This window comes from Microbacterium murale, assembly GCF_014635185.1.
In the GTDB taxonomy this organism is placed as follows: Bacteria; Actinomycetota; Actinomycetes; order Actinomycetales; family Microbacteriaceae; genus Microbacterium; species Microbacterium murale.
In genome coordinates, this window is record NZ_BMCM01000001.1 from 461,730 (window position 1) to 483,046 (window position 21,317).

Below are 21,317 nucleotides of genomic sequence, written 5' to 3' on the forward strand. Positions count from 1 at the left end.
GCGGACATGCCGCGGCATCCTCCATCCTATCCGCGCCGACGCGACCGATTCAGCCCTCGACTGCGGCAGCGGCGGCGGCCGCGCGCACCAGCCACGCCGGCGTCTTGCCCGGGCGTGCGAACGGCACGAGCCGCCCGGCTGCGCTCTCGGCCACGAGCTGCTCGGCGCGCGCGATGCGGGTGGCAGGGCGCTTGGCTGTTGAGATCCAGTGCCGCACGGCCTTGCGGTACCCCGCGGCTGCGGCATCGAGGAACGCCTGCGCTGCAGCGGAAGAGTCGAGCACGGCCTGCACCTCCGGCTCGAGTTCTGCGTCATCGTTCTCGTGCGAGTAGGTGCCGGTGCGGTCTGCGCTCCTGGCCTCGAACGCGGCCAGACCGGCGGATGCCATCTTCCCCTCGGCCACGAGCCGCTCGACGTGCGCCACGTTGACCTTCGACCAGGTGCTGCCCGCCTTTCGCGGAGTCCACCGCTGGCGACGCCGATCGTCGTCGATGGGCTGCGACACGGAGTCGATCCATCCGAAGCACAGAGCCTCTGGCACGGCATCCGCCCACATCAGACCCCGATCATGGACGTGCGCCTTGCGCACCTCCATCCACAGTTCCGCCTCGGAGGCGTGATACAGCTCGAGCCAGGCGCGGAACTCCGCCGCGTCGCGGAAGAACACCGCAGGCTTCTCCGCCGAGCCGCCCGCCTGCCCTGCCTCATCGTCCATGGAAACAGGATGCCACGAGCATCCGACATCGACTCAACGGTTGGGGAAGGCCTCTCCCCCACCCGCGGCGAGCGACTCGGCGACGATCACGATGTGTTCGTTCATCATCTCCTCCGGCATCGCCGGCATGCTCTGCTCCCAGTACGGCAGGATCGCGCCGCGCCCCTGCATCATCCCCGCCGGGCGGGCGTACGCCCACAGATGAAGGTGCGCCGAGCCGTCGTTCCACCGCGAGAAATGGCAGCGCGCGACCGCGGGGATCATCTTGGTGGCCTCCGACAGTCGCTGCAGCACAGGGCCGAGACCTGCAAGAACCTCGATCGGGGCGTCTTCGAGCTTCACGTGGCGGCGCGGCGAGATCGAGCCGATGAACGGCAGCCCGACGCCGCCTTCGAAACCCGAGCTCACCTGCCACTCGTCGTCGTGCCAGATCGTGCGCTTCGACGGTTTGCAGTGCCCGCATTCCGAGGCGTCGACCTCGCCGCGCCGCGGCTGCTCCGGAACGAGCATCGGCTCGAGCGGCAGCAGCTCGAACGCGGCGATGCTGGGCACCGGACCGCTGCCTGGCACGCCGCTCGTGTCGAGAGTCTCACCTATCGGCGCCCAGCGGTGCCACTCGGTGTCGGCCGGATGCTGTGCGAGATCGTCCTCGGATGTCATGCGTCCATGAAACCAGAGACTGTCAGGACGGCATGCGCGCGACGATGCCGATCTCCTCGGATGCGGAGGCCAGCCGCTCGTCGTAAGTCCATAGCTCGTCAGCCCCGACTGCCACCGCCGTCGCGAGGTGTATCGCGTCGAGGGACCGCAGTACAGGGGGCCCGATGATGCGGGCGCTCTCGAGGATCGGACCGGTCATCGGCGCGACGCCGATACCCTCCATGGCGAGGGCTGAGGCGACCGAGATCTGTCGTGGGTCGTGATCATCAAGTCGCACCCGCAACGCTCGAGACACCTCGACACGAGCAAGGGCAGAGGCGATGAGCAGATGTCCTCCTGCGACTGCCTGTGTAAGCGCGGTCGAAAGTGCGGCCTGGTGCTCCTCCTTCGAGACTCGCTTGATGAGCGCGCTCGAATCCACGTAGATGCTCACAGGCGATCCTCACGCAGTTCCTCGAGGATCTGCGCCATCGTCTTCCCCGGAGGGGGAACGATCGTCGGCGTCACGGGCCGGTACGGTCGCTCAGGTGGAATCACCCAATCCGGGTACGGCGCTCCACGCTTGGCCTCGCCGATCCCGAGATGTTCATCCACAGCGCGTCGGAGGATCTCCTGCTGGCTGACGCCCGTGCGCTGCGACTCGACGCGCAACGCTGCTGCCGCGTCATCGCTCAACCGCAGATTCATCGCCATGGGAGAACGGTACCAAAACCGGAGACCGATGGTACCAAAATCTGAAACTCACTCGGTGAAAAGGTATCCCTGCTGCACATCGAAACCGGCGACGCGCAGGCCCCGCCCGAGCAATTCCTCCATCTCGCCGCGCAGCCGCAGCCGCCACTCGTGCGCCGCGTCGGGGTCGGACGCGCGCATTCCCTCGACATCGGAAGGGATCTCCAGCGTCGCGACGACCGACTCCGCCGCTGGGTGCTTCGCGATGTCGGCGAGCGCCCACTCGACGTCGAGCCGGTCGCTCTCGTCACCGGCGTCCCCGCCTCCGAAGATGCCGTACTGGTTCACCGCGTATGCGGTCACCCTTGCGCCCAGCACGGTGAGGAAGAAGTGCGCGTTGCGTGCGACGAGCGGATCGAAGGTCCACGTGATCCGACCGACCTCCCGCGAGAACGCCCACTGACGCTGGTGCTCTTTGAGCTCGCGCCCCCACCCGCGGCCGCGGTATTCGGGAATCAGCGCGGTGATGTGCGAGTGCATCGTGCGCTGGCCGGGAACGCCGAAGAAGGCGACGGATGCTCCGACCATGCGCTCGGTCCCGTCCTCGCCGTCGAACAGCCCGACGACGTAGTTGCCGGATTGCTGCAGCGCACGCAGTGTGCCGGCATCGATGACGCGCTCGGGTCCGCGGATGGAATCCAGCAGGCTCTGCGCGTCGATGATGAGTTCAACGGTGTCCAGGTCACGTATGGTTCGCACGTCCCCAGTCTGCCCCTGATCGGCCCAGATGCGGAAAGCGCGGGCAGAATCACGGCTCGCGACGTCGATGATCAGGAACCGACGAACTCCTCGGTCAGGCCGAACTCGGGCCTCTCTCGCACATCGACGGTGGCACCCAGACCGTCGGTGTCGAGGACGATGATCTCGTTCGCTCCCGATCTCCAGAGCGGGGCCGGGGCATAGAGCGTCTGCTGCGGGCCGACCTTCCAGTAACGGCCGAGCAGGAACCCGTTGAGCCACACCATTGCTTTGTTCCCACCGGGGAAGGCGAGCCAGGCGTCCGCCGGAGTTTCGACGTCGATGGCCGCACGCGCGACGCCGGCGACGCGTCCGTCGTCGGCCGCACTCTTCGCCGTCACGTCGGCGGAGGCGACCGCATCCGCCGCTTCCCACGCACCCGCGGAAGGCACCCCGTCCCGAGGGAGTGCACGGTGCGTCCACCCGTGCACGAAGCGCCGACCGTTGATGCGCACGCCGCGCATGATGCCCTTGCCCTCACCAGTACGCGGACCGTAGTTGATGCGTCCGAGGCTCTCGACGATGAGCGTCAGCAGCGCTCGTCGCGCGCCGCCCGGCAGCGACAGCGACAGTCGTCCGTCGCGCTCCAGCGTGCCGACCCGCTCGTCATCGATGAAGACGGTCGCCCGATCGTGCAGGGTGTCGATGTCGATCGTCGCATCCGCAGGCACATCGACCTGCGCCTGGTAGACGACGATGCCGTCCTCCACGCCGAGTTGCTCGAATGTCTGCGGCATCGGTGTGCTCGCGCCGGTCATCGGCAGCGTCTCCGCGAAGTCGCGCAACGACGTCACCGGCTGCAGCGGCACCGACTGCGCGGCCTGTACCGGTGCGGGTTCGGGGCGCTGCGGCAGTTCTATTGCGTGGAAGGGAGCGAATGCCGTGCGGAGTGCCTCGAACTTCGCGTTCAGCGATCCGTCTTCGCCGATCGGAGCATCCGAGTCGTAACTGGTGATCGTCGGCTGCAGTGCACCGTCGTGATTGGCGCCGTTCCACAGCCCGAAGTTCGTGCCACCGTGCGCCATGTAGATGCTGACGGATCCACCTGCGGCGAGGAGCTCGTCGACCGTGCCGATCATGCTCTCAGCAGAGCGCACGTGATGCGGCTCACCCCAGTGGTCGAACCATCCGCCCCACAACTCGCTGCACACGAGTGCGTCTTCGGGGCGACGCAGCTCCTGCGCCGTGGCGACGCCTGTACCGAAGGTGAACGTCGGCAGCGCGCCGGCCACCGAGCCGTGCGTCAGCATGTCGGGCGTGATGCCGTCGGCCGTCGTGAGCAGCTCGACGATGCCTCGCGAACGCAGAGCGTCGCGCTGGTGCTCGAGGTACGTGTGATCGCTGCCGAACGAGCCGTACTCGTTCTCGATCTGCACGGCGACGACGGGCCCACCGAAGGCAGCCTGAAGCGGCACGATGCGCGGGATCAACTCGTCATACCAGCGGTCGACCGCGGCAAGATACTCAGGATCGCTCGTGCGGAGGGCGCTCACCCGTCCGGTCAGCCAGAACGGCAGACCACCGTTCGACCACTCAGCGCAGATGTACGGGCTCGGGCGCAGATAGACATCGAGCCCCACGTCGCCGGCCAGCCGGATGAACGATTCCAGGTCGCGCCAGCCGTCGAACTGCGGCTCGCCCTCGGTGCGTTCGTGGAAGTTCCAGGCCACGTACGTGTCGACGGTGTTCGCGCCCATCGCGGCGAGGCGACGAAGACGATCCTCCCAGTAGTCCGGATGCACGCGGAAGTAGTGCAGCGCTCCCGCGAGGATCCGGTACGGCTGTCCGCTCCGGAAGAGTCGCCCGTCCCGCCGTGTGATCGCGGGAGAGACATCTTGAGAGAACGAGGATGCGTGGTTCAAGAGGACTCCTGCGTGACTCTCGCTCCGACCCTTTCGGAGTGCGGCGGATGCGCGTCGTGCGCGACCGCGCATGACTCTACCTGATGGCAGCCATGTCGCCCATCCGCGCCCACCCGGGCTGAGCACCGATAGCCTTGCACGGTGGGAGACAGAGATGACAGAGCTAGAAAACGCCTCTCCCGCACCCCGAATCGTGGCCTAACGGTCGCGGTCCTCGCCTTCGCCGGCCTCTGCGCCTCGTTCATGTTCACCCTGGTGGTGCCTCTGCAGGCCGAGCTGCCCACGCTTCTGAACGCCTCTCGCGAAGACACCACCTGGGTCGTCACGATCACGCTGCTCGTCGCCGCCATCGCGACACCGATCTCCGGCCGTCTCGGCGACATGTACGGCAAGCGCCGCGTCATCGTGGTGCTGTTGGCGGCGCTCATCGTCGGCTCGGTGATCGCAGCGCTCTCCGGATCGATCGTCGGCGTGATCATCGGCCGCGCCCTGCAGGGCGGGGTCACCGGTGTCATCCCCCTGGGCATCGCGGTCATGCGCGACATCCTCCCGGCGAACCGACTCGGCACCGCCGTCGCCCTGATGAGCGCGACCATGGGCGTCGGCGGTGCGCTCGGGATGCCGCTGGCCGCGTATCTGGCGATCAACGCCGACTGGCATTCGCTGTTCTGGCTCGCCGCAGGTCTCGGCGTGATCGGTCTCGTCCTGGTCTTCCTGTTCGTGCCGGAGGACGTGCTGCTCTCCCCCGGCCGCCTCGACGTACTCGGCGCGATCGGACTGGCAATCGGCCTCACCGGGCTGCTGCTGTACGTCTCACGAGGCGCCGAGTGGGGCTGGACGTCGCCCGTCGGACTCTCACTCCTGATCGGCGGCATCCTGGTACTGCTGGTCTGGGGCTGGTATCAGCTGCGCACCAGCGAACCGCTGCTCGACCTGCGCGTCGCAGCACGGCCTGCCGTGCTGTTCACGAACATCGCGGCGATCGGCATGGGGTTCGCCCTGTTCTCCTCGAACGTCACGTTCCCGCAGATGCTCGAGCTGCCGGTGGAGAGCGGCTCCGGTTTCGGGCTCGACATGTTGACCGCGGCATTCATCATCATGCCCGCGGGCCTCGTCATGATGGTGATCTCGCCGTTGTCGGGCTGGCTCGAACGCACGGTCGGACCCCGGCCCCTGTTCACCGTCGGCGCCGCAGCGATCGTGCTGGCGTACGTCTACGTGTTGATCTGGTCATCCGAGTGGTGGCACATCCTGATCTCGAACGCGATCATCGGCGTCGGCATCGGCTTCACGTTCGCCGCCATGCCGATGATCATCATGCGCTCGGTGCCCGCGAACGAGACCGGCGCCTCCAACGGGCTCAACGCACTGTTCCGCTCCGTCGGCACGTCCAGTGCCTCCGCAGTCATGGGCGGTGTGCTCGCGGCGATGAGCGTCGAGATCGACGGAGTGGCTGTCCCCACCCGCGAGGCGTTCGACGTCTGCTTCTGGCTGGCGATCGTCGCCGGAATTGTCGCGCTGGTGCTGTCGCTGTTCATCCCGAAGACACGCTCCGTCGAACGGCATCCGTCACTGCCCAGCTGACGCGCTCGGTCTCGAACGGGCCCGCGACAGAATGCGTCAGAGCGTGAAGCCGTCCGGATCGCCGGGCCGCGGCGACCGCAGCCTTGCGGGGACTGGCCACGGCAGCACGAACTGATCCGTCGCCGTGCGATTCATATCGCCGTAGTCGTCGATCTTCACCACGATGCGGCCCGGGGCGCCGTCGCGATCCGGGGTGACCTCGACCATGCGCACTCGAAGCGGGCGTTCGGCCTCACCGTCGAGCATCCACGGCTCGGCGAGCCATGACAGGCCGTGCTCTTCCAGCGCAGCCTCGGCGTCGAGCCATTCGATGGGCTCGGAAATCGAGCGACCCAGCACATCGACGGCGACCCAGTCGTCACCCGCGGGGTGGATCCAGCCGAGCAGCTCGCCGTCGTCGCGGCGATGCGGGGTCCAGTCATCCATCCGACGAGGGTACCTCGGTACAGATGTCAGCAGGAATCACGGATGTCGGTCGAGAACCGCGGTTTTCGACCGACATCCGTGATCTGGACTGACAAGTGGCCGGGCCCAAGGTTCGACCCGATCAGGTTCGGAGTCAGGCGCGGACGGCGTAGCCGCCGGTCCAGCTGATCTGCTCGCGGACGGCGAGCACCATCTGCAGGAAGCCGAGGGCTTCGAGCTCACGCGCACGCTTCAGCGCACCGGCATCCGCCACCTTCAAGCCACCGGCGGTGACCACGTCGGCGAGCAGCTTCTTGGCCGCGTCATCGTCGCCGGCGAGCTGCACCACGGTGGGGGCGCCGCCCAGCTCACCCGAGGCGAGGGTCGCGGCGAAGTTCGTGTTGAAGGCCTTCACGACGCGAGCGCCGGGGACGGATGCCGCGAGTTCCGCTGCAGCCGATGAGTCGGCGGGAACGACGAGTCCGTCGAACGTCGCGAAGTCGACGGGGTTGGTGATGTCGACGACGACCTTGCCCGTGAGGTGGTCGCCGTAGGTGCCGGCGATCTCGGCGAGCGCCGGGTAGGGCACGGCGAGGACGACGATCTCGCCCTTGATCGCGTCGCCGACGACGCCGGCCGTCGCACCGATGGATGCGGCAGCGGTTCCGGCCTTCTCGAGGTCGCGCGCCAGGATCTGCACAGTGGAGCCGCCCTTCGCGGCGATGCCGGCGATGGCCTGGCCCATGTTCCCGGTTCCGATGACGGTGATCGCGGTCATTGTGTTGCCTTTCGTCAGAGCCGGTGCACTTTGTTGCTTCGGCAATTAATATTCACAACCAACTTGCCCCGACAACTATTCCCGACAGAATGGGACCATGGCCGCACCCCTTCCCCGCATGACGCAGGAGCAATCCCGCGCCTGGCTCGCACTGATCAGCACAGCCGAGCTCCTTCCCGCCGCGCTCGACGCGCAGCTGCAGCGCGACGCCGACCTCACCCACTACGAGTTCATCCTGCTCAGCACCCTTCAACGCGGGGGTGCCATGCGCCTGAGCGATCTGGCCGCGGCGACGAATGCGACGCTCCCCCGCTGCTCGAAGGTCGTCAGCAGGCTCCAGCAGCGCGGACTGCTCGAGCGGGCGGAGAGCACGACGGATCGTCGCAGCGTGCTGCTGAAACTCAGCAGGCAGGGCCGCCGCCGATTGGTGCTCGCCACACCCGACCACTTCGCCACCGCGCACCGGCTGGTGCTCGATCGCCTCACACCCGCGCAGCTCGATGCCCTCGCCGACGCGCTCGAACCCGTCGTGCAGGCCCTCGATCCGCAGCAGAGATTCGGGCCCTTCTGAGCGGCTCCGCTCCTGCACCGTCACCCACGGTCACGCGAATCGGCGCCGCCGCAGCATCCGGCTAGATTCGAAGACATGAGCACGATCGCCACCACCACCGCCGGAAGCCTGCCACGCACCGAAGCCCTGATCGCCGCGAATGCAGCGCGCGCCATCGCCGACGACGGCTTCACCCTCGAGTCCACACCCGCGTTCGAGCAGCTCGTGTCCGACGCCGTGGCGGATGTCGTCGCGAAGCAGCGCGCGGTGGGCATCACCCAGGTCGGCGACGGCGAGTTCGGCAAGGCGATGTCGAACCCGCGTGACTACGGAGCGTGGTGGGGATACTCCTTCCAGCGCGTGAGCGGCCTGTCGCTCACCGACAACAACCTGTTCACGCAGCCGACTGCGGTGTCGACACCAGGGCGCATCGAGCTCACGAGCTTCGTCGATCGCCGTGATCGTCACCTCTTCCCCGATGTCTACGCCGACCCGCACTCCGGCGCCTTCGAGGGGAAGCCGGCGACCGAGTTCCCGACGACGACGGGGCCCGTCCGTTACATCGGGCAGGATGCCGTCGCCGCCGACATCCGGCATCTGAAGTCGACTCTCGCCGACGGTGAGCAGGGGTTCCTCACCTCGATCGCCCCTGGCTCGGCCGCCCGCGTGTGGAACGAGCACTATGCGAGTCACGACGAGCATCTCTGGGCGTGGGCCGAAGCGCTGCGTGAGGAGTACAAGGCCATCACGGATGCCGGGCTCATCGTGCAGCTGGATGATCCTTCGCTGGCCGAGAACTGGGACCAGATCAACCCAGAGCCCAGCGTCGAGGACTACCTCGCCTTCACCGCCAAGAGCATCGAGGCGCTGAACTTCGCGACCGAGGGTCTGCCCAAGGAGCTGCTGCGGCTGCACCTGTGCTGGGGCTCATGGCATGGACCGCACGCCACCGACCTCGAACTGGCGCGTCTGCTGCCCGCGGTGCTCAAGGCGAACGTCGGATCGATCTCATTCGAGGCCGCCAACGTCCGTCACGAGCACGAGTTCGGAGTGTGGGCGGATACTGCGGTTCCCGACGACCTCGTCCTCGTCCCCGGCGTCGTCAGCCACGCCACGAACGTCGTCGAGCACCCCGACCTCGTCGCGCAGCGCATCGAGCGCTTCGCGAACATCGTCGGCCCCGAGCGCGTGATCGCCTCGACCGACTGCGGCCTCGGGGGTCGCGTGCACCCCGACATCGCATGGGCGAAGCTCGAGGCGCTGGGCGAGGGCGCACGCCGCGCGAGCGCCTGACCCGCGCCCAGGCGATATGCGCCCGCGCGGCGCTCTCAGTGCGTGTACTCCATGAGCTCGAGCCCGAGCACGCGGAATGCGTCATGCGCGCGCAGCCGGTGGGTGATCGAGAGGTCATCGAAGCAGACGATCATCGCGTACGCGATCCCTGCTCTCGGCCCGGCGAGCACGCCCGCTTCCGCGCGCACGCCGCGCTCACGGCCCGTCTTGTTGATGAACAGCAGACCGTGCGCGTCATGGTCGTGCGCGAACGGGTCAAGACCTGTGGATGCCGCGACCAGACTCAGATCGTGATTGAGGCTAAGCCACTCCGAAACCTGCGCGCTGACAGGGACATCCACGGCGGCGGAGTTCACGAGTGCGGAAAACAGTCCCGCAAGCTCGCGTGTCGTTCCAACCGCGAGATGCGGGGCGTCATCCGGTCCTCGCTCGTCCCGGAAGCGGTCGAGCAGCGCAGTGTTCGTGAGACCGAGCGAGTCGACGCGCTCATTCACGCGATCGTCTCCCACGCGGGCCAGAAGCGCATTCACCGCCATCGGATCGCCCGCTGTCGCCGCGAGCACCGCGAGGTCGACGAGGGGCAGGGCCGGAGCCCGAAGATTGCGCCAGACGCCCGCCGACGTCACCAGGTCGGTCGCGGAGCGATCGACGATCTCGAGCGGATCCAGTGCACCCGACTCGAACCCCGCGGCGACCTCAATCAGCAGCGGCACCACACCGAGACCGGCGATCGGCATCGTGACATGGTCATCGCCTGCGAGAACCTCTGCGCCGTTGTCGAGGTCGGTGACGTGCACCGACACCTGGGCACCGGCATCCGCCAGCTCCTCGAGCGCTCGTAAGGTGGCGACGAAAGACCGTCGCCCCACCGCCGCACGGCGTGGGAGACGTCGGTGGCTGCGTTGTGATCTGCGCAGCGTCGCAGGCGGCGAAGGCTCGGGGGGAGTGCCCACGCATGTTCCTTCCCGGGAAGGTGCTTTCTTGGGGCCGCCAGGGGCTCGCACCCCGGCAGCACTGGCTATCGTAACCCCACCCGCTCCGCAGTTGTCACGGCCTGGGGGCAAAGATCACCAGATCGTCACACGCTGTTCGCGGGGAAGGTGCAGCGCGTCCGCCTCAGCGACGTCGAAGGCATCGTAGAACGCATCGATGTTGCGCACGATCTGGTTGCAGCGGAACTCGTTCGGCGAGTGCGGGTCGATCGTCAGCAGGCGCACCGTCTCGGCGTCGCGGCTCTTCTGCTGCCACACCTGCGCCCACGACAGCAGCAGCCGCTGCACGCCGGTGAGACCGTCGATGACGGGCGACTCGGCCGCGTCGCCGCTCGAATCGACACCGAGCGACAGCTCGTACGCCTTCAGCGCGATGCCGAGGCCGCCGAGATCGCCGATGTTCTCGCCGATCGTCAGCGCGCCGTTGACGTGGTTCTCGGCAGCGAGCCCAACCGGCACGAGCGCGTCGTACTGGGCGATCAGGGCCTTCGTGCGCTCCTCAAAGGCTGAGCGGTCGGCATCCGTCCACCAGTCGTCGAGCTTGCCCGAGCCGTCGTAGCGGCTGCCCTGGTCGTCGAACCCGTGACCGATCTCGTGCCCGATCACGGCGCCGATGCCACCGTAGTTCGCTGCGGCATCGCGGGAGGCGTCGAAGAACGGGTACTGCAGGATCGCGGCCGGGAACACGATCTCGTTCATCGAGGGGTTGTAGTAGGCGTTGACCATCTGCGGCGGCATGTGCCACTCATTGCGGTCGATGGGCTTTCCCACCTTGTCGATGTTGCGGTCGTGCTCGAAGATGTTCGCGCGGCGGACGTTGCCGAAGATGTCGGCGGCGTCGATCTCGAGGGTGGAGTAGTCGCGCCACTCCTCGGGGTGGCCGATCTTCGGCGTGAACGCATCGAGCTTGGCGAGGGCCCGCTCGCGGGTCTCCGGGCTCATCCACTCGAGCGTCGTGATGCTCTGCCGGTACGCCTCGATCAGGTTCGCGACGAGCTCGTCCATCGCGGCCTTCGCGGTCGGCGGGTAGTGGCGATCGACGTAGACCTTGCCGATGGCCTCACCCAGTGCCCCCTCGGTCACGGAGACGCCGCGCTTCCAGCGCTCGCGGATCGTGGGGACTCCGGAGATCTCAGTGCCGTAGAACGAGAAGTTCTCCTGCACGATGTCGTCGGTGAGGTAGGGAGCGGCCGCGTGCACGACATGCGCGCGCAGCCATGACTTCCACTCGTCCAGACGGTCCTCGGCGAGCAGACCGCCGAGGCCCTCGAGTGCGCTCGGCTGCGAGACGACGGCTTCGGCGAATGCATCCGGGTTCGTCGGCACGACCGCGTCTCGCCACGGCGCGAGGTCGACGCCGATCAGGCTCTGGAGTTCATCCCAGGTCTTGAGGTTGTACGTGGCGACGGCGTCGCGGCTCGCGACGTTGTCCCAGTGGTGCGAGGCGATCTGCTTCTCGAGCTCGAATGAGCGCTCGGCATCGGCCGCGGCATCCGCGATGCCGGCGAGTGCGAGCAGACGCTCGAGGTGGGCGCGGTACGCCGCGCGGGTGCCTTCGAAGTTCTCGAGGCGGTAGTAGCTCTCGTCGGGCAGCGAGAGGCCTGACTGCACGAGGATCGGCACGTAGCGCTCAGGGTTGCCAGGGTCACCGTCGACGTAGAGGCCGATCAGGTGCGCACGGCCGTCGCGCTCGTAGGCCCCGACGGTGGCGAGGAGCGAGGGGATGCTGTCGATCCGATCGATCTCGGCGAGGGTCTCTGCGAGCGGGGTGACACCGGCGGCGGCGATGCTCGCGGTGTCCATGAAGCTCGAGAACATGTCGCCGATCTTGCGCGCAAGAGTGTCCGCCTCGGCGTTCTGCGATTCCTCGATGATCGCGCGGACGTCTTTCTCGGCCTGCTCGGCGAGCAGGTGGAACGAACCCCACCTGGCCTTGTCGCCTGGAATCTCCGTGCGCTCGAGCCACGAGCCGTTCACGTAACGGTAGAGATCGTCCTGCGGGCGGATCTCGGAGCTGAATTCTTCGGTGGCGAGGCCTGTGGGGAGAGCATCAGTCATGATGTCCACCCTAAACGCGCTCTCGGACACGTGAGTCGTTCGGATTGGATCGTCTGCGGTGGGATCGCGCGAGGCAATGGTGCGAAGAACACTTTCCGGGTTTCGCCGGCGTTCTAACCCCGGTATTCCTTCTTCCGTCGACGGAACCGGTGCCGAGGCGGTTCTGGCGCCGCGACGTGTGCAGGTCGTGCGGCACGGCGCTCGCGCCAGGCCTCGATCTCGGCATCCACATCTCGGGTCTTGGTGACCACCGGCGGACCGCCCTGCAGTTGGCGGCGGGCGGAGATGACCCGCTTGTTGAAGTCCTCCAGCACTTCGCGCACATCGCTCTCGCGAGCGAGCTGATCGAGGCTGGCGTCGAGCTCGCGATCTTCCGTGCGCAGCAACAGCGCGGGCGGGCCGAGGCCGGACAGGTTCTCGGTCTCGATCTTGCGGCGGATCCACCAGTCGGGGTCGTGGTGCGTGCCGAGACCCTCGATGGGCTTGCCAGCGCCGGGCAGATCGTCGAACTCGCCACGACGGATCGCCAGCTGGATCGCCGTCTCGACGAACTCGTGCTGGTTCTCGGCGGTGAGTTGCATCGGGGGCGCTTCGCCCTCGGCATCCTGCTCATCGTCGTGCCGCGCCCGGTATCGGGCCGCAGCGTCTCGAGGATCAGTCATCGTCCACCTCCGGATGCCGGTTCCTCCAGCCTACGACGACGGGGCGCCCGTGTCGCCGAGACCCCATAGGCTCGAACGGTGACCGCGCGCCAGACCCTCAATCGAGAGATCCTGCGCCTCGCCGTCCCCGCTTTCGGCGCGCTGGTCGCGGAGCCGGCGTTCCTCATGGTGGATGCTGCGCTCGTCGGCCACCTCGGCGTCACGCCGCTCGCCGGCCTCGGCATCGCGAGTGCGGTGCTGCAGACGATCGTCGGGCTCATGATCTTCCTCGCCTATTCGACGACGCCGGCGGTCGCTCGGCGATTCGGCGCCGGCGACAAGCAGGATGCAGTGAGCGTCGGGATCGACGGCATGTGGCTGGCGCTGGGCCTCGGTGCAGTGCTCGCAGTCGCGGGCGCGCTCTCCTCACCGTGGCTGGTCTCGCTGTTCGGCGCATCCGATGAGGTGGCCGAGCAGGCAGACACCTACTTGGCCATCTCGATGTGGGGCCTGCCAGCCATGCTCATCGTTTTCGCCGCCACCGGCCTGCTGCGCGGAATGCAGGACACCATGACCCCGCTGTGGATAGCGGGGGCCGGATTCGGCGCGAATGCACTGCTGAACTGGCTGTTCATCTACGGCTTCGGCTGGGGTATCGCCGGCTCAGCAGCCGGCACGATCGTCGCGCAATGGAGCATGGTCGCCGCCTACGTGGTCATCATCGGCCGCCTTGCCCGTCGGCACTCGGCATCGGTCCGTCCTCAGCGCGACGGCGTCCGCGGCTCTGCGCGGTCAGGCGGCTGGCTGTTCCTGCGCACCGTGAGCCTGCGCGTCGCCCTGCTCGTCACGGTCGGCATCGCCACGGGCATCGGCACCACCGAGCTCGCCGGATGGCAGGTGGTCTTCACGATCTTCTCGGCCGCGGCCTTCGCGCTCGATGCACTCGCGATCGCCGCGCAGGCGTTGATCGGCAAGGGCCTCGGCGCCGGTGATATCCCCGGTGTTCGACGGGTGCTCGCCCGTACGGTCGCCTGGGGCGCGTGGTTCGGAGTGATCGTCGGCGGTCTGATCGCCGCGCTGTCTGGCGTGATCGGGCTCGCCTTCACCGGCGACCCCGCCGTCGCGGCCCTCATCCAGCCCGCCCTCATCGTGCTCGCCGTGGCGCAGCCGATCGCAGGGATCGTGTTCGTGCTCGACGGTGTGCTGATGGGATCAGGTGACGTGCGATACCTGGCGATCGCCGGCGGACTCAACCTCGTGCCGTTCCTGCCCGCGCTGTGGATCATCACGCTCGTCGGCGTCGACGGCACGGCCGGGGTGACCTGGTTGGCGGTGACCTTCTTCGGCGTGTACATGCTCGCCCGCTTCGCGACACTCGGCTGGCGGGTCAAGACCGGTGGATGGCTGAGCGCGTCGGTGTGACACACACACCCGGTGCGTCAAGATGTCGGTATGCCCATGGCCTGGCCCGGCGACAGCGCGACAGTCGTGCGCTGGATACGATCCACTCTCGAACGCGCCCGCGACTCGGGCGAGATCGGCCTGAGAGGGCTTGACGACATCGAAGTAACGGCCGCACTGTCCGGATACGATCTCGAGCACCTCACCATGGATGCCACCGGCTCGAAGCTCACGCTCGGCTGGAACGCGCCGCCGATACCAACCGACCCCGTCACGAACGCTCCCGTCGCCGAAGACACCCGCGAGCCGGAGATCATCTCCCGCGAGCACGGCCTCGTGAAGAGCTTCCGCTTCTCCGCCCGGCCGATGCGTATCGAGCGCAGCCCGCTCAACATCGAAGTGCAGGCGTTCGACATGCCGATCGTCTGGCTGACCGCCGCCGAGCCCGCCAAACCAGGTGTCCCCGAGAGCGCCCACACGATCGCCCCCGATGATGATCTCGGCGACATGCGCGGCACCTTCCACACCTCCATCGCCACGAAGAACCTGGTTCCGCTGATCACCTCCGTCGCACGGCCGATGCTGCGCGAAGGCGGCATCCACCTCGGCCGGTTGCGCGTCGAGGTCGTGCAGGACGGCGGCGACGGCATCCGCATTACGGCATACGCCGGTGTGCGCTGGAGACTGCTCATGGCGTCGGCGCGAGGCGAGGCGCGGATCGCAGTGACGAAGGATGCTGTCATCACGGTCCGCGACCTCACGCTCGGCAGTCGCAACCTGTTCGTGAAAGCCGCTCTGTTGTTCGCCCGAAAGCACGTGCGCGCGATCGTCGGCCGGTCGATCGACCTCAACGAGTCGCTCGCCGCCGACGGCACAAACCTGCGTCTTCACGATGTGCGCGTCGCCACCGGCGAACAGCTCAGCGTCGAGGGGCGATTCGGCTGAGCGGCCCAGGCTCCCGCGGGACGACAGGAGCAGCGTCCTCGCGGCGAGCCATGGCGTAGCCCCACGTCGCGAGCGCGAGCAGTGGGCCCCACAGCCAGAACGGGAACGCGAACACGAACTCGAGGACCTGTCCGATGCTTCCATCGCTCAGTGTGCCCTCCATCACCGACAGCATCATGTCGACGCCGCCGACGGTGAACAGCGCCGCGACGATGGATGCCGGCACCACGGCGAGGGCGACCGGCACCGGGCGCCCGCCCAGACCTGCCATCCATCGCGGGAACCGCCGGCCCCACGGCAGAATCAGCCCGAGTGTCAGCAGCCCGCCCGTCAGCATCGCGGCGCCGAGGCTCAGCCCGGTGAACAGCGTCCCTGGGGCCGCGGCGAGATCGGCGCTGCTCGGCGCGAGCAAAGGCCAGGGCGTCAGCCAGGATGCCCGAGCGATCGTGTACGGCAGTGCGCAGCATGCGGCCGCGACGGTGATCGCGGTCCGGTGACGCAGCACCCAGGTGGCGAGGCGGCCGCGGTGTGCGCTTCGCCCGATCACCAGGCCGGCGATGAGGCCGACGGACGCGACCAGATACGCGCCGGCGTACAGCACACCCGGAAGCTGCTCGACGAATGCCGGGCCGAACCGGCTTGCGACGTCCGCGGCGTTCAGGCCGACGATCGCCCAGGTCGCGATGGCGGCGACCGCAGCGATCGCGACGACACCCCACCACGGATGCCGCCGCACGAGCAGCACGGTCATCACGACGACGCCGAGGATCACGACCACCGCGAAGGAGTACCCGGCGATGGGGATCAGCCCGCCAGGGGTCAGCAGAATCATGGCGACGGACACGACGACGGTCGCAGCGCGGAGGAGCGCAGTTGTACGACCGGCGCGACCTGCGGCGTACCCGAGCAGTCCGACGGCGATGCCCGCGAGACCGACAGCGAGGCTGAGCGCCGCGTCGACCGCATCCGGCAGCACGCGCCCGGCTAGCCCCGGAGCGACCTCCTCCATCCAGCCGAGCGATCCGGGGGCGATGAGGCGGATGCCGCCGACGAAGGCCAGCACGGCAGAGCAGAGCACGACGACGAACGTCAAGAGGGAGCGGATACGTGAGTTCATGACTTCACGGTACGAACGCGGCGCCGTCACTGGCATCGCCTGCTGCGGTGGTCTTGCTCACCCGTGCGGGTGAGTTCGGTTCGGCTCTCAGCCGCGCGGGCGCAGCACGCCGTGCTCGTACGCCCAGATGACCACGTGGATGCGGTCGGGCAGACCGAGCTTCGAGAGCACCGCCTTCACGTGCGTCTTCACCGTGTTCTCCGAGAGGAACAACCTGCGGGCGATGTCATCGTTGGCGACTCCGGTCGCCAGCAGTCGCGCGATCTCCTGCTCTCGTGGGCTGAGGACGGCCAATGCGTCTGTCGCATCCGTCGCCGGCGCACCCTCCCGTACGAACCCGAGGAGCGCCCGAGTCGCACTCGACGACATCACTGCCTCACCTGCGGCGACCGCGACGACGGCGTCTGCGAGCGCCTCGGGCGTCGCATCCTTCGTGAGGAAGCCGCTGGCTCCCTCACGCACCGCGGCGTACACGTACTCGTCGAGATCGAACGTGGTGAGCACCAGAACGCGAAGGCGTGGGCGCAGCCGCAGCACCTCCCTGGTCGCCGCGATGCCGTCTGTTCCCGGCATCCGGATGTCCATCAGTACGACGTCGACGGGGTGCGCACGGAGGTACTCGATCGCGGCGTCACCCGAGTCGACGGATGCCGTGACCTCCAGCCGCTGGTCGCGCGCGAGTAGCGCGGCGATGGCTTCGCGGAACAGCGCCTGGTCATCGGCGATCAGCACTCGAACGCTCATTCGACTCCTCCATCCGCGGCATCCGCATACGGCAATTCGATATGCACTCGCCATCCCCCCGAAGGCTCGAGGCCTGCGCTGAGGCTGCCCCGTGCGAGGCGGACACGCTCGGCCATTCCGATGAGGCCGAGGCCGCTCCCGGGGCTCGCCGGGCCGGGGCCACCGCCGCCGTCATCGTCGATCGTCGCGATGACGTGATCCGCCGCCCATTCGAGCCGCACGACGATCCGCCGTGGCGCCGCAGTATGCCTGACCGCATTGGTGAGCGCCTCGCGCACAGCATGGTGCACGGCGATCAGCGCATCCGATCCGAGCCTGTGCGGTGTGCCTGTCTCCTCGAACTGCACATCGGTCTCGGAGCTGCGCACGGACTCGACCAGGGCGCCGATCGCGTCGATGCCGGGCGTTGGCTCTCTCGGCGCATCGGCATCCGCGGCGATCGCACCTCGCATCGCGCGCAGTGCCTCCCGCCCGGTGTCGGAGACGATGTGCAGCGCGCGAGTACCGGCATCCGGATCGTCGCGGATGAGGGCGCGTGCGACATCCGCCTGCGCGATCATCACGGTCATGGAGTGCGCGACGACGTCGTGCAGGTCGCGGTTGATCCGCATCCGCTCGGCCACGATCGCCTCGCGGACGCGAGTGCGTTGGCGCTCCTCGGCGTACTGACCGCGCTGTCGCTGCAACAGACCGATCGCCCACGCGGCGGCGATCATCGCGGCGAGCCCGACGAAGAGCCCGATCCGGATGCCGTCAGGCATGGCCGACGCCGGCGTCCAGGCGATCACGGCCGCACCGAGCACTCCGATGCCGAGGGCTGCGAGACCGAGGCGAAGCGTGCGGAGGGCGGCGACCTCGCCGACGCAGAGAAGGTAGGCGAAGGATGACGGGAACAGCGCGGCCGGTGCTCCGGCGACGCCCTCGCCTCCCGGCAGCAGCGCGAGCGCGAACATCGCGAGGCTGGCGGCGGCGAACGCGATGACGGGGAATCGCACCGAGACCAGGGAGGCGGCATGCACGAGCGTGAAGAGTGCCGTGATCACGGCGGCGGCTGCGGGATCGGGCACTGCCTGCGCTTGAACGATCGCGATCAGGCTGGCCGGCAGCAGCAGCACCGTCATGGCGATCGCGAGAATCACATCGGGGCGGTTGAGTACACGCCAGCCGTCAGAAGTGGAGATCTTCCTCACGGCGCCGGACACGGCCCCATGCTCTCACGGGCGAGTTCGGCGGCGGATCACCCGCGAGGGTGAACCTCAGCTCGCGTACCGGCGGCACCACTCGTACATGATCACCGCGCCGGCAGCACTCGCATTGATCGAACGCGTCGAGCCGTACTGGGTGATCTCGATGTGTCCGGATGCCGCGGCGATCGCCTCTTCGGTCAGCCCAGGTCCCTCCTGACCGAACAGCAGCACGCAGCGCTCCGGAAGGTCTGCCTTGTCGACGGGCACGGCCCCCTCCACGTTGTCGACCGCGATGATGGGGATGCCCTCGGCTGCCGCCCAGGTTACGAACGAGGCGACGTCCTCGTGGTGGACGACGTGCTGATAGCGGTCGGTGACCATCGCGCCGCGCTTGTTCCAGCGGCGGCGGCCGATGATGTGCACGGTGTCGGCGAGGAAGGCATTCGCGCTGCGCACGATCGAGCCGATGTTCATGTCGTGCTGCCAGTTCTCGATCGCGACGTGGAACGGATGCCGGTGCGTATCGAGGTCGGCGACGATCGCCTCCATGCGCCAGTACCGGTAGCGATCGATGACGTTGCGGGTGTCACCGTTCTCCAGCAGTTCGGGGTCGTACTGCTCCCCCACCGGCCACTCGCCTTCCCAGGGTCCGAGTCCGTGGGTGGTGCGCTCAGGGGTGTCGGTCACTCAGCCAGCGTAGTCGGGCCAGCGTAGGCTGGAGCCGTGGCATCTCCAGCGGCAGACGACTATCTGAAGACCGTCTATGCGCATACCGAATGGCAGGATGCCCCGATCACTCCCTCGCAGCTCGCCGCGAAACTGGGCATCGCCCCTTCCTCGGTGACGGAGATGGTGAAGAAGCTCGCTGCCTCCGGGCTGGTCTTGCATGTGCCGTACGGCGCCGTGCGCCTGACGGATGCCGGCGAGCGGCGAGCCCTGTCGATGGTGCGCCGCCACCGCCTGATCGAGACCTGGTTGGTGAGCGAATTCGGCTACGGCTGGCACGAGGTGCACGACGAGGCCGAGGTTCTCGAGCACACGATCAGCGACCGCCTGCTCGAGGGCATCGACGAGCGGCTCGGTCGCCCCCGTTTCGACCCGCACGGCGATGCGATCCCGAACGCCGCGGGCCACGTCGCGCGCGAGCCGTTCGTGCTGCTGGCACAGGCACCGGTCGGGCACGAGGGCCGCGTGCTGCGTGTCTCCGACACCGACCCGGATCTGCTGTGCGCCCTGGAAGAGCTGGGGCTGTCGGTGTCTTCCGTCGTTCGAGTGACCGAGGGTGGCGTCGAGATCGACGGCGCCACCGCGCAGCTGCCGGACGGCGCCGTCGACGTCGTGTGGCTCAGCGCGTAGCATCCGCCGGCCAACGCCCACGCGCACACGTCACAGCATGACGGCGGGGCCGAGGACGTATCCTCGGCCCCGCCGTGTGCCGTCCGTCTCTGCGCGGATCAGACCTTCAGGTCGTGAAGACGAGAGCCGTCGGTGCTGAAACTCGCGGTGGCGGTCGCGATCGCGCCGACGATGCAGATCACTCCGGCGTAGATCACGACCGGCCAGATCCCGCCGCCTGCTGCCGCCATCAGTGCGGTGCAGATGAGCGGAGCGAGGCCGCCGCCGAGGGTGTTCGAGAGCTGGTAGCCGATGTTCACACCGGTGGTACGTGCCTCGGGGTCGAACATCTCGACCAGCATGGTCTGCAGCGTCGCCTGCATCGCGACACCGGGGATCACGAAGCCGATGATCATGCCGAGCCAGATCATCCACAGGTTGCCCGTGGAGTAGAGCAGGAACGTCGGCCATACGAGCGCGGCGAAGGCGATGCATCCGGTGATGTAGACCTTGCGGCGTCCGATCCGGTCGGAGAGCGCCCCGTACGCGGGGGCGACGAAGATCTGCAGTGCCCCGACGATCATGGTGCCGGCGAAGCCCTGCCACGCCGGGATGCTCTCCTGGTTGACCATGTAGGAGATTCCGAAGGTCAGCACGATGTAGCCGGCGATGCTCTGCGGCAGGCCGATGAGGATGCCGAGGATGGCGTTCTTCGGGTGACGGAACACCTCGATGAGGGGCTGGTTCTTGACGCCTGCCGCGATCTGGATCGCCTTGGTGTCCTTGAAGTCGTCGGATTCCTCGAGCTTGGTGCGCAGCAGGATGGCGATGATCGCGAGCACCATGCCGAGCAGGAACGGGATGCGCCAGCCCCACTCGAAGAACCACGACTCCGGGCCGAGTCCGAGCCCTGCCATGAGGCCGGCGGAGGCCACGTTCGCGATGCCCGCGCCGCTGATGAGGAAGGCGCCGTACATTCCGCGCTTGCCCTTGGGTGCGTGTTCGACGACCATGGTCGCCGCTCCGCCCATCTCGCCGCCGACGAAGAAGCCCTGACACATGCGGAAGAACACGAGCAGGATCGGGGCGAGAAGCCCGATCGCGGCCGTCGGCGGGATGAGGCCGATGCCCGCTGTGGCGATGCCCATGCCGACCACGGTGATCATCAGCGTCATCTTGCGGCCCACTCGGTCGCCGATGATGCCGAAGACGATGCCGCCGACGGGGCGGAGGAAGAATCCGACCGCGAAGGTTGCGAACGACTGCATCTGAGCGATGATCGGGTCGCCACCGGCGAAGAACACGACCGGGAACACCGCTGCCGACGCGAGGCCGTAGAGGTAGTAGTCGTAGTACTCCATGAGAGTTCCGATCGCACCACCAGCGATCGTGCGCTTCTGCTTCTTGCTCAGCTTCGCGCTCAGCGTCGGCGTGGCTGTCGTTGCCGCGGCCATAGATACCTCCGGGTTGTCCAGATGAGAGTGCCTGAGACCGATCAGCTTCGGGCAGCGTCGATCGGGCTACAGACAACATAACCGCATCTGAACACTTCGTCTATGAGGTGAACGTTTCGTTAATGT

Annotated in this window: 22 protein-coding genes; 6 read left to right on the top strand and 16 right to left on the bottom strand. The window is 67.7% G+C overall.

All coding sequences use genetic code 11. The annotated features are described in order from the left end of the window. Positions 1–49: 49 nt before the first annotated feature. From IEV67_RS02190 to IEV67_RS02215, 6 genes are all read right to left on the bottom strand, one after another. Positions 50–715 carry a YdeI/OmpD-associated family protein gene (locus IEV67_RS02190; protein WP_188434895.1) on the bottom strand — a complete coding sequence of 222 codons (666 nt, stop codon included), beginning with the start codon at positions 713–715 and terminating at the stop codon, positions 50–52. 33 nt (positions 716–748) lie between these two features. Further along, the gene (locus tag IEV67_RS02195) at positions 749–1,375 is read right to left on the bottom strand and encodes a hypothetical protein (RefSeq protein WP_188434896.1); all 627 of its coding nucleotides are present in this window, start codon (positions 1,373–1,375) and stop codon (positions 749–751) included. A 22-nt stretch (positions 1,376–1,397) separates the two neighbouring features. After that, positions 1,398–1,808, bottom strand: coding sequence for a type II toxin-antitoxin system VapC family toxin (locus IEV67_RS02200; RefSeq protein WP_188434897.1), 411 nt, complete (start codon positions 1,806–1,808; stop codon positions 1,398–1,400). Further along, entirely contained in the window at positions 1,805–2,068 is a 264-nt protein-coding gene (locus IEV67_RS02205; RefSeq protein ID WP_188434898.1) for a ribbon-helix-helix domain-containing protein, read from the bottom strand. The genes IEV67_RS02200 and IEV67_RS02205 overlap by 4 nt, the downstream gene beginning before the upstream one ends. 48 nt (positions 2,069–2,116) lie before the next feature. Further along, a complete protein-coding gene (locus IEV67_RS02210; RefSeq protein ID WP_188434899.1) occupies positions 2,117–2,806 on the bottom strand; it encodes a GNAT family N-acetyltransferase in 690 nt (229 codons plus the stop codon). A gap of 71 nt (positions 2,807–2,877) precedes the next feature. Beyond that, complete coding sequence (locus IEV67_RS02215; RefSeq protein ID WP_229702638.1) at positions 2,878–4,707, bottom strand: glycoside hydrolase family 35 protein; 1,830 nt, start codon at positions 4,705–4,707, stop codon at positions 2,878–2,880. Between the two features lie 141 nt (positions 4,708–4,848). On the opposite strand from IEV67_RS02215, the gene IEV67_RS02220 reads away from it, so the two are divergent. Beyond that, positions 4,849–6,291, top strand: coding sequence for an MFS transporter (locus IEV67_RS02220; protein ID WP_188434901.1), 1,443 nt, complete (start codon positions 4,849–4,851; stop codon positions 6,289–6,291). Positions 6,292–6,327: 36 nt separating this feature from the next. Here the strand turns inward: IEV67_RS02220 and IEV67_RS02225 are convergent, their stop codons facing one another. Both IEV67_RS02225 and IEV67_RS02230 read right to left on the bottom strand, forming a co-directional pair. Continuing rightward, a complete protein-coding gene (locus tag IEV67_RS02225) occupies positions 6,328–6,717 on the bottom strand; it encodes a hypothetical protein (protein WP_188434902.1) in 390 nt (129 codons plus the stop codon). Between the two features lie 133 nt (positions 6,718–6,850). Continuing rightward, positions 6,851–7,474 carry an NADPH-dependent F420 reductase gene (locus tag IEV67_RS02230; protein WP_188434903.1) on the bottom strand — a complete coding sequence of 208 codons (624 nt, stop codon included), beginning with the start codon at positions 7,472–7,474 and terminating at the stop codon, positions 6,851–6,853. Between the two features lie 97 nt (positions 7,475–7,571). Here IEV67_RS02230 and IEV67_RS02235 point away from each other — a divergent pair, with 97 nt between their 5' ends. Together IEV67_RS02235 and IEV67_RS02240 are read left to right on the top strand one after the other, a co-directional pair. Continuing rightward, positions 7,572–8,045, top strand: coding sequence for a MarR family winged helix-turn-helix transcriptional regulator (locus tag IEV67_RS02235; RefSeq protein WP_188434904.1), 474 nt, complete (start codon positions 7,572–7,574; stop codon positions 8,043–8,045). A gap of 75 nt (positions 8,046–8,120) precedes the next feature. Beyond that, positions 8,121–9,317 carry a cobalamin-independent methionine synthase II family protein gene (locus IEV67_RS02240; RefSeq protein ID WP_188434905.1) on the top strand — a complete coding sequence of 399 codons (1,197 nt, stop codon included), beginning with the start codon at positions 8,121–8,123 and terminating at the stop codon, positions 9,315–9,317. Positions 9,318–9,352: 35 nt separating this feature from the next. Here the strand turns inward: IEV67_RS02240 and IEV67_RS02245 are convergent, their stop codons facing one another. The 3 genes from IEV67_RS02245 to IEV67_RS02255 all read right to left on the bottom strand — a co-directional run bounded on the left by IEV67_RS02245 (position 9,353) and on the right by IEV67_RS02255 (position 13,029). Next, positions 9,353–10,270 carry a serine hydrolase gene (locus IEV67_RS02245; protein WP_188434906.1) on the bottom strand — a complete coding sequence of 306 codons (918 nt, stop codon included), beginning with the start codon at positions 10,268–10,270 and terminating at the stop codon, positions 9,353–9,355. A gap of 114 nt (positions 10,271–10,384) precedes the next feature. Continuing rightward, the gene (locus IEV67_RS02250; protein WP_188434907.1) at positions 10,385–12,367 is read right to left on the bottom strand and encodes a M13 family metallopeptidase; all 1,983 of its coding nucleotides are present in this window, start codon (positions 12,365–12,367) and stop codon (positions 10,385–10,387) included. A 113-nt stretch (positions 12,368–12,480) separates the two neighbouring features. Continuing rightward, positions 12,481–13,029, bottom strand: a complete 549-nt coding sequence (locus IEV67_RS02255; RefSeq protein WP_188434908.1) for a DnaJ family domain-containing protein — start codon at positions 13,027–13,029, stop codon at positions 12,481–12,483. A 78-nt stretch (positions 13,030–13,107) separates the two neighbouring features. Here IEV67_RS02255 and IEV67_RS02260 point away from each other — a divergent pair, with 78 nt between their 5' ends. Together IEV67_RS02260 and IEV67_RS02265 are read left to right on the top strand one after the other, a co-directional pair. Continuing rightward, positions 13,108–14,430, top strand: coding sequence for an MATE family efflux transporter (locus tag IEV67_RS02260; RefSeq protein ID WP_188434909.1), 1,323 nt, complete (start codon positions 13,108–13,110; stop codon positions 14,428–14,430). A gap of 30 nt (positions 14,431–14,460) precedes the next feature. Further along, complete coding sequence (locus IEV67_RS02265; RefSeq protein WP_188434910.1) at positions 14,461–15,354, top strand: hypothetical protein; 894 nt, start codon at positions 14,461–14,463, stop codon at positions 15,352–15,354. Here IEV67_RS02265 and IEV67_RS02270 read toward each other — a convergent pair. From IEV67_RS02270 to IEV67_RS02285, 4 genes are all read right to left on the bottom strand, one after another. Beyond that, positions 15,329–16,471 (bottom strand): hypothetical protein, encoded by a 1,143-nt coding sequence (locus IEV67_RS02270; RefSeq protein ID WP_188434911.1) that lies wholly within the window; start codon positions 16,469–16,471, stop codon positions 15,329–15,331. The two genes, IEV67_RS02265 and IEV67_RS02270, sit on opposite strands and share 26 nt — an antisense overlap. A gap of 87 nt (positions 16,472–16,558) precedes the next feature. Further along, positions 16,559–17,215 (bottom strand): response regulator transcription factor, encoded by a 657-nt coding sequence (locus tag IEV67_RS02275; protein ID WP_188434912.1) that lies wholly within the window; start codon positions 17,213–17,215, stop codon positions 16,559–16,561. Next, positions 17,212–18,417, bottom strand: a complete 1,206-nt coding sequence (locus tag IEV67_RS02280; RefSeq protein WP_188434913.1) for a sensor histidine kinase — start codon at positions 18,415–18,417, stop codon at positions 17,212–17,214. Before IEV67_RS02280 ends, IEV67_RS02275 begins: the two co-directional genes overlap by 4 nt. 54 nt (positions 18,418–18,471) lie before the next feature. Beyond that, positions 18,472–19,089 carry a TrmH family RNA methyltransferase gene (locus IEV67_RS02285; protein WP_188434914.1) on the bottom strand — a complete coding sequence of 206 codons (618 nt, stop codon included), beginning with the start codon at positions 19,087–19,089 and terminating at the stop codon, positions 18,472–18,474. Between the two features lie 36 nt (positions 19,090–19,125). Here IEV67_RS02285 and IEV67_RS02290 point away from each other — a divergent pair, with 36 nt between their 5' ends. Then, positions 19,126–19,758 carry a metal-dependent transcriptional regulator gene (locus tag IEV67_RS02290; protein WP_188434915.1) on the top strand — a complete coding sequence of 211 codons (633 nt, stop codon included), beginning with the start codon at positions 19,126–19,128 and terminating at the stop codon, positions 19,756–19,758. A 98-nt stretch (positions 19,759–19,856) separates the two neighbouring features. On the opposite strand, the gene IEV67_RS02295 is transcribed toward IEV67_RS02290, so the two are convergent. Then, complete coding sequence (locus IEV67_RS02295; RefSeq protein WP_188434916.1) at positions 19,857–21,191, bottom strand: MFS transporter; 1,335 nt, start codon at positions 21,189–21,191, stop codon at positions 19,857–19,859. Positions 21,192–21,317: the final 126 nt, after the last annotated feature.

Coding starts and splice junctions, on each gene's coding strand:
- IEV67_RS02235 (WP_188434904.1), top strand. CDS start 7,572: ATGGCCGCACCCCTTCCCCGCATGACGCAGGAGCAATCCCGCGCCTGG.
- IEV67_RS02225 (WP_188434902.1), bottom strand. CDS start 6,717: ATGGATGACTGGACCCCGCATCGCCGCGACGACGGCGAGCTGCTCGGC.
- IEV67_RS02230 (WP_188434903.1), bottom strand. CDS start 7,474: ATGACCGCGATCACCGTCATCGGAACCGGGAACATGGGCCAGGCCATC.
- IEV67_RS02270 (WP_188434911.1), bottom strand. CDS start 16,471: ATGAACTCACGTATCCGCTCCCTCTTGACGTTCGTCGTCGTGCTCTGC.
- IEV67_RS02205 (WP_188434898.1), bottom strand. CDS start 2,068: ATGGCGATGAATCTGCGGTTGAGCGATGACGCGGCAGCAGCGTTGCGC.
- IEV67_RS02190 (WP_188434895.1), bottom strand. CDS start 715: ATGGACGATGAGGCAGGGCAGGCGGGCGGCTCGGCGGAGAAGCCTGCG.
- IEV67_RS02295 (WP_188434916.1), bottom strand. CDS start 21,191: ATGGCCGCGGCAACGACAGCCACGCCGACGCTGAGCGCGAAGCTGAGC.
- IEV67_RS02275 (WP_188434912.1), bottom strand. CDS start 17,215: ATGAGCGTTCGAGTGCTGATCGCCGATGACCAGGCGCTGTTCCGCGAA.
- IEV67_RS02240 (WP_188434905.1), top strand. CDS start 8,121: ATGAGCACGATCGCCACCACCACCGCCGGAAGCCTGCCACGCACCGAA.
- IEV67_RS02250 (WP_188434907.1), bottom strand. CDS start 12,367: ATGACTGATGCTCTCCCCACAGGCCTCGCCACCGAAGAATTCAGCTCC.
- IEV67_RS02255 (WP_188434908.1), bottom strand. CDS start 13,029: ATGACTGATCCTCGAGACGCTGCGGCCCGATACCGGGCGCGGCACGAC.
- IEV67_RS02265 (WP_188434910.1), top strand. CDS start 14,461: ATGCCCATGGCCTGGCCCGGCGACAGCGCGACAGTCGTGCGCTGGATA.
- IEV67_RS02195 (WP_188434896.1), bottom strand. CDS start 1,375: ATGACATCCGAGGACGATCTCGCACAGCATCCGGCCGACACCGAGTGG.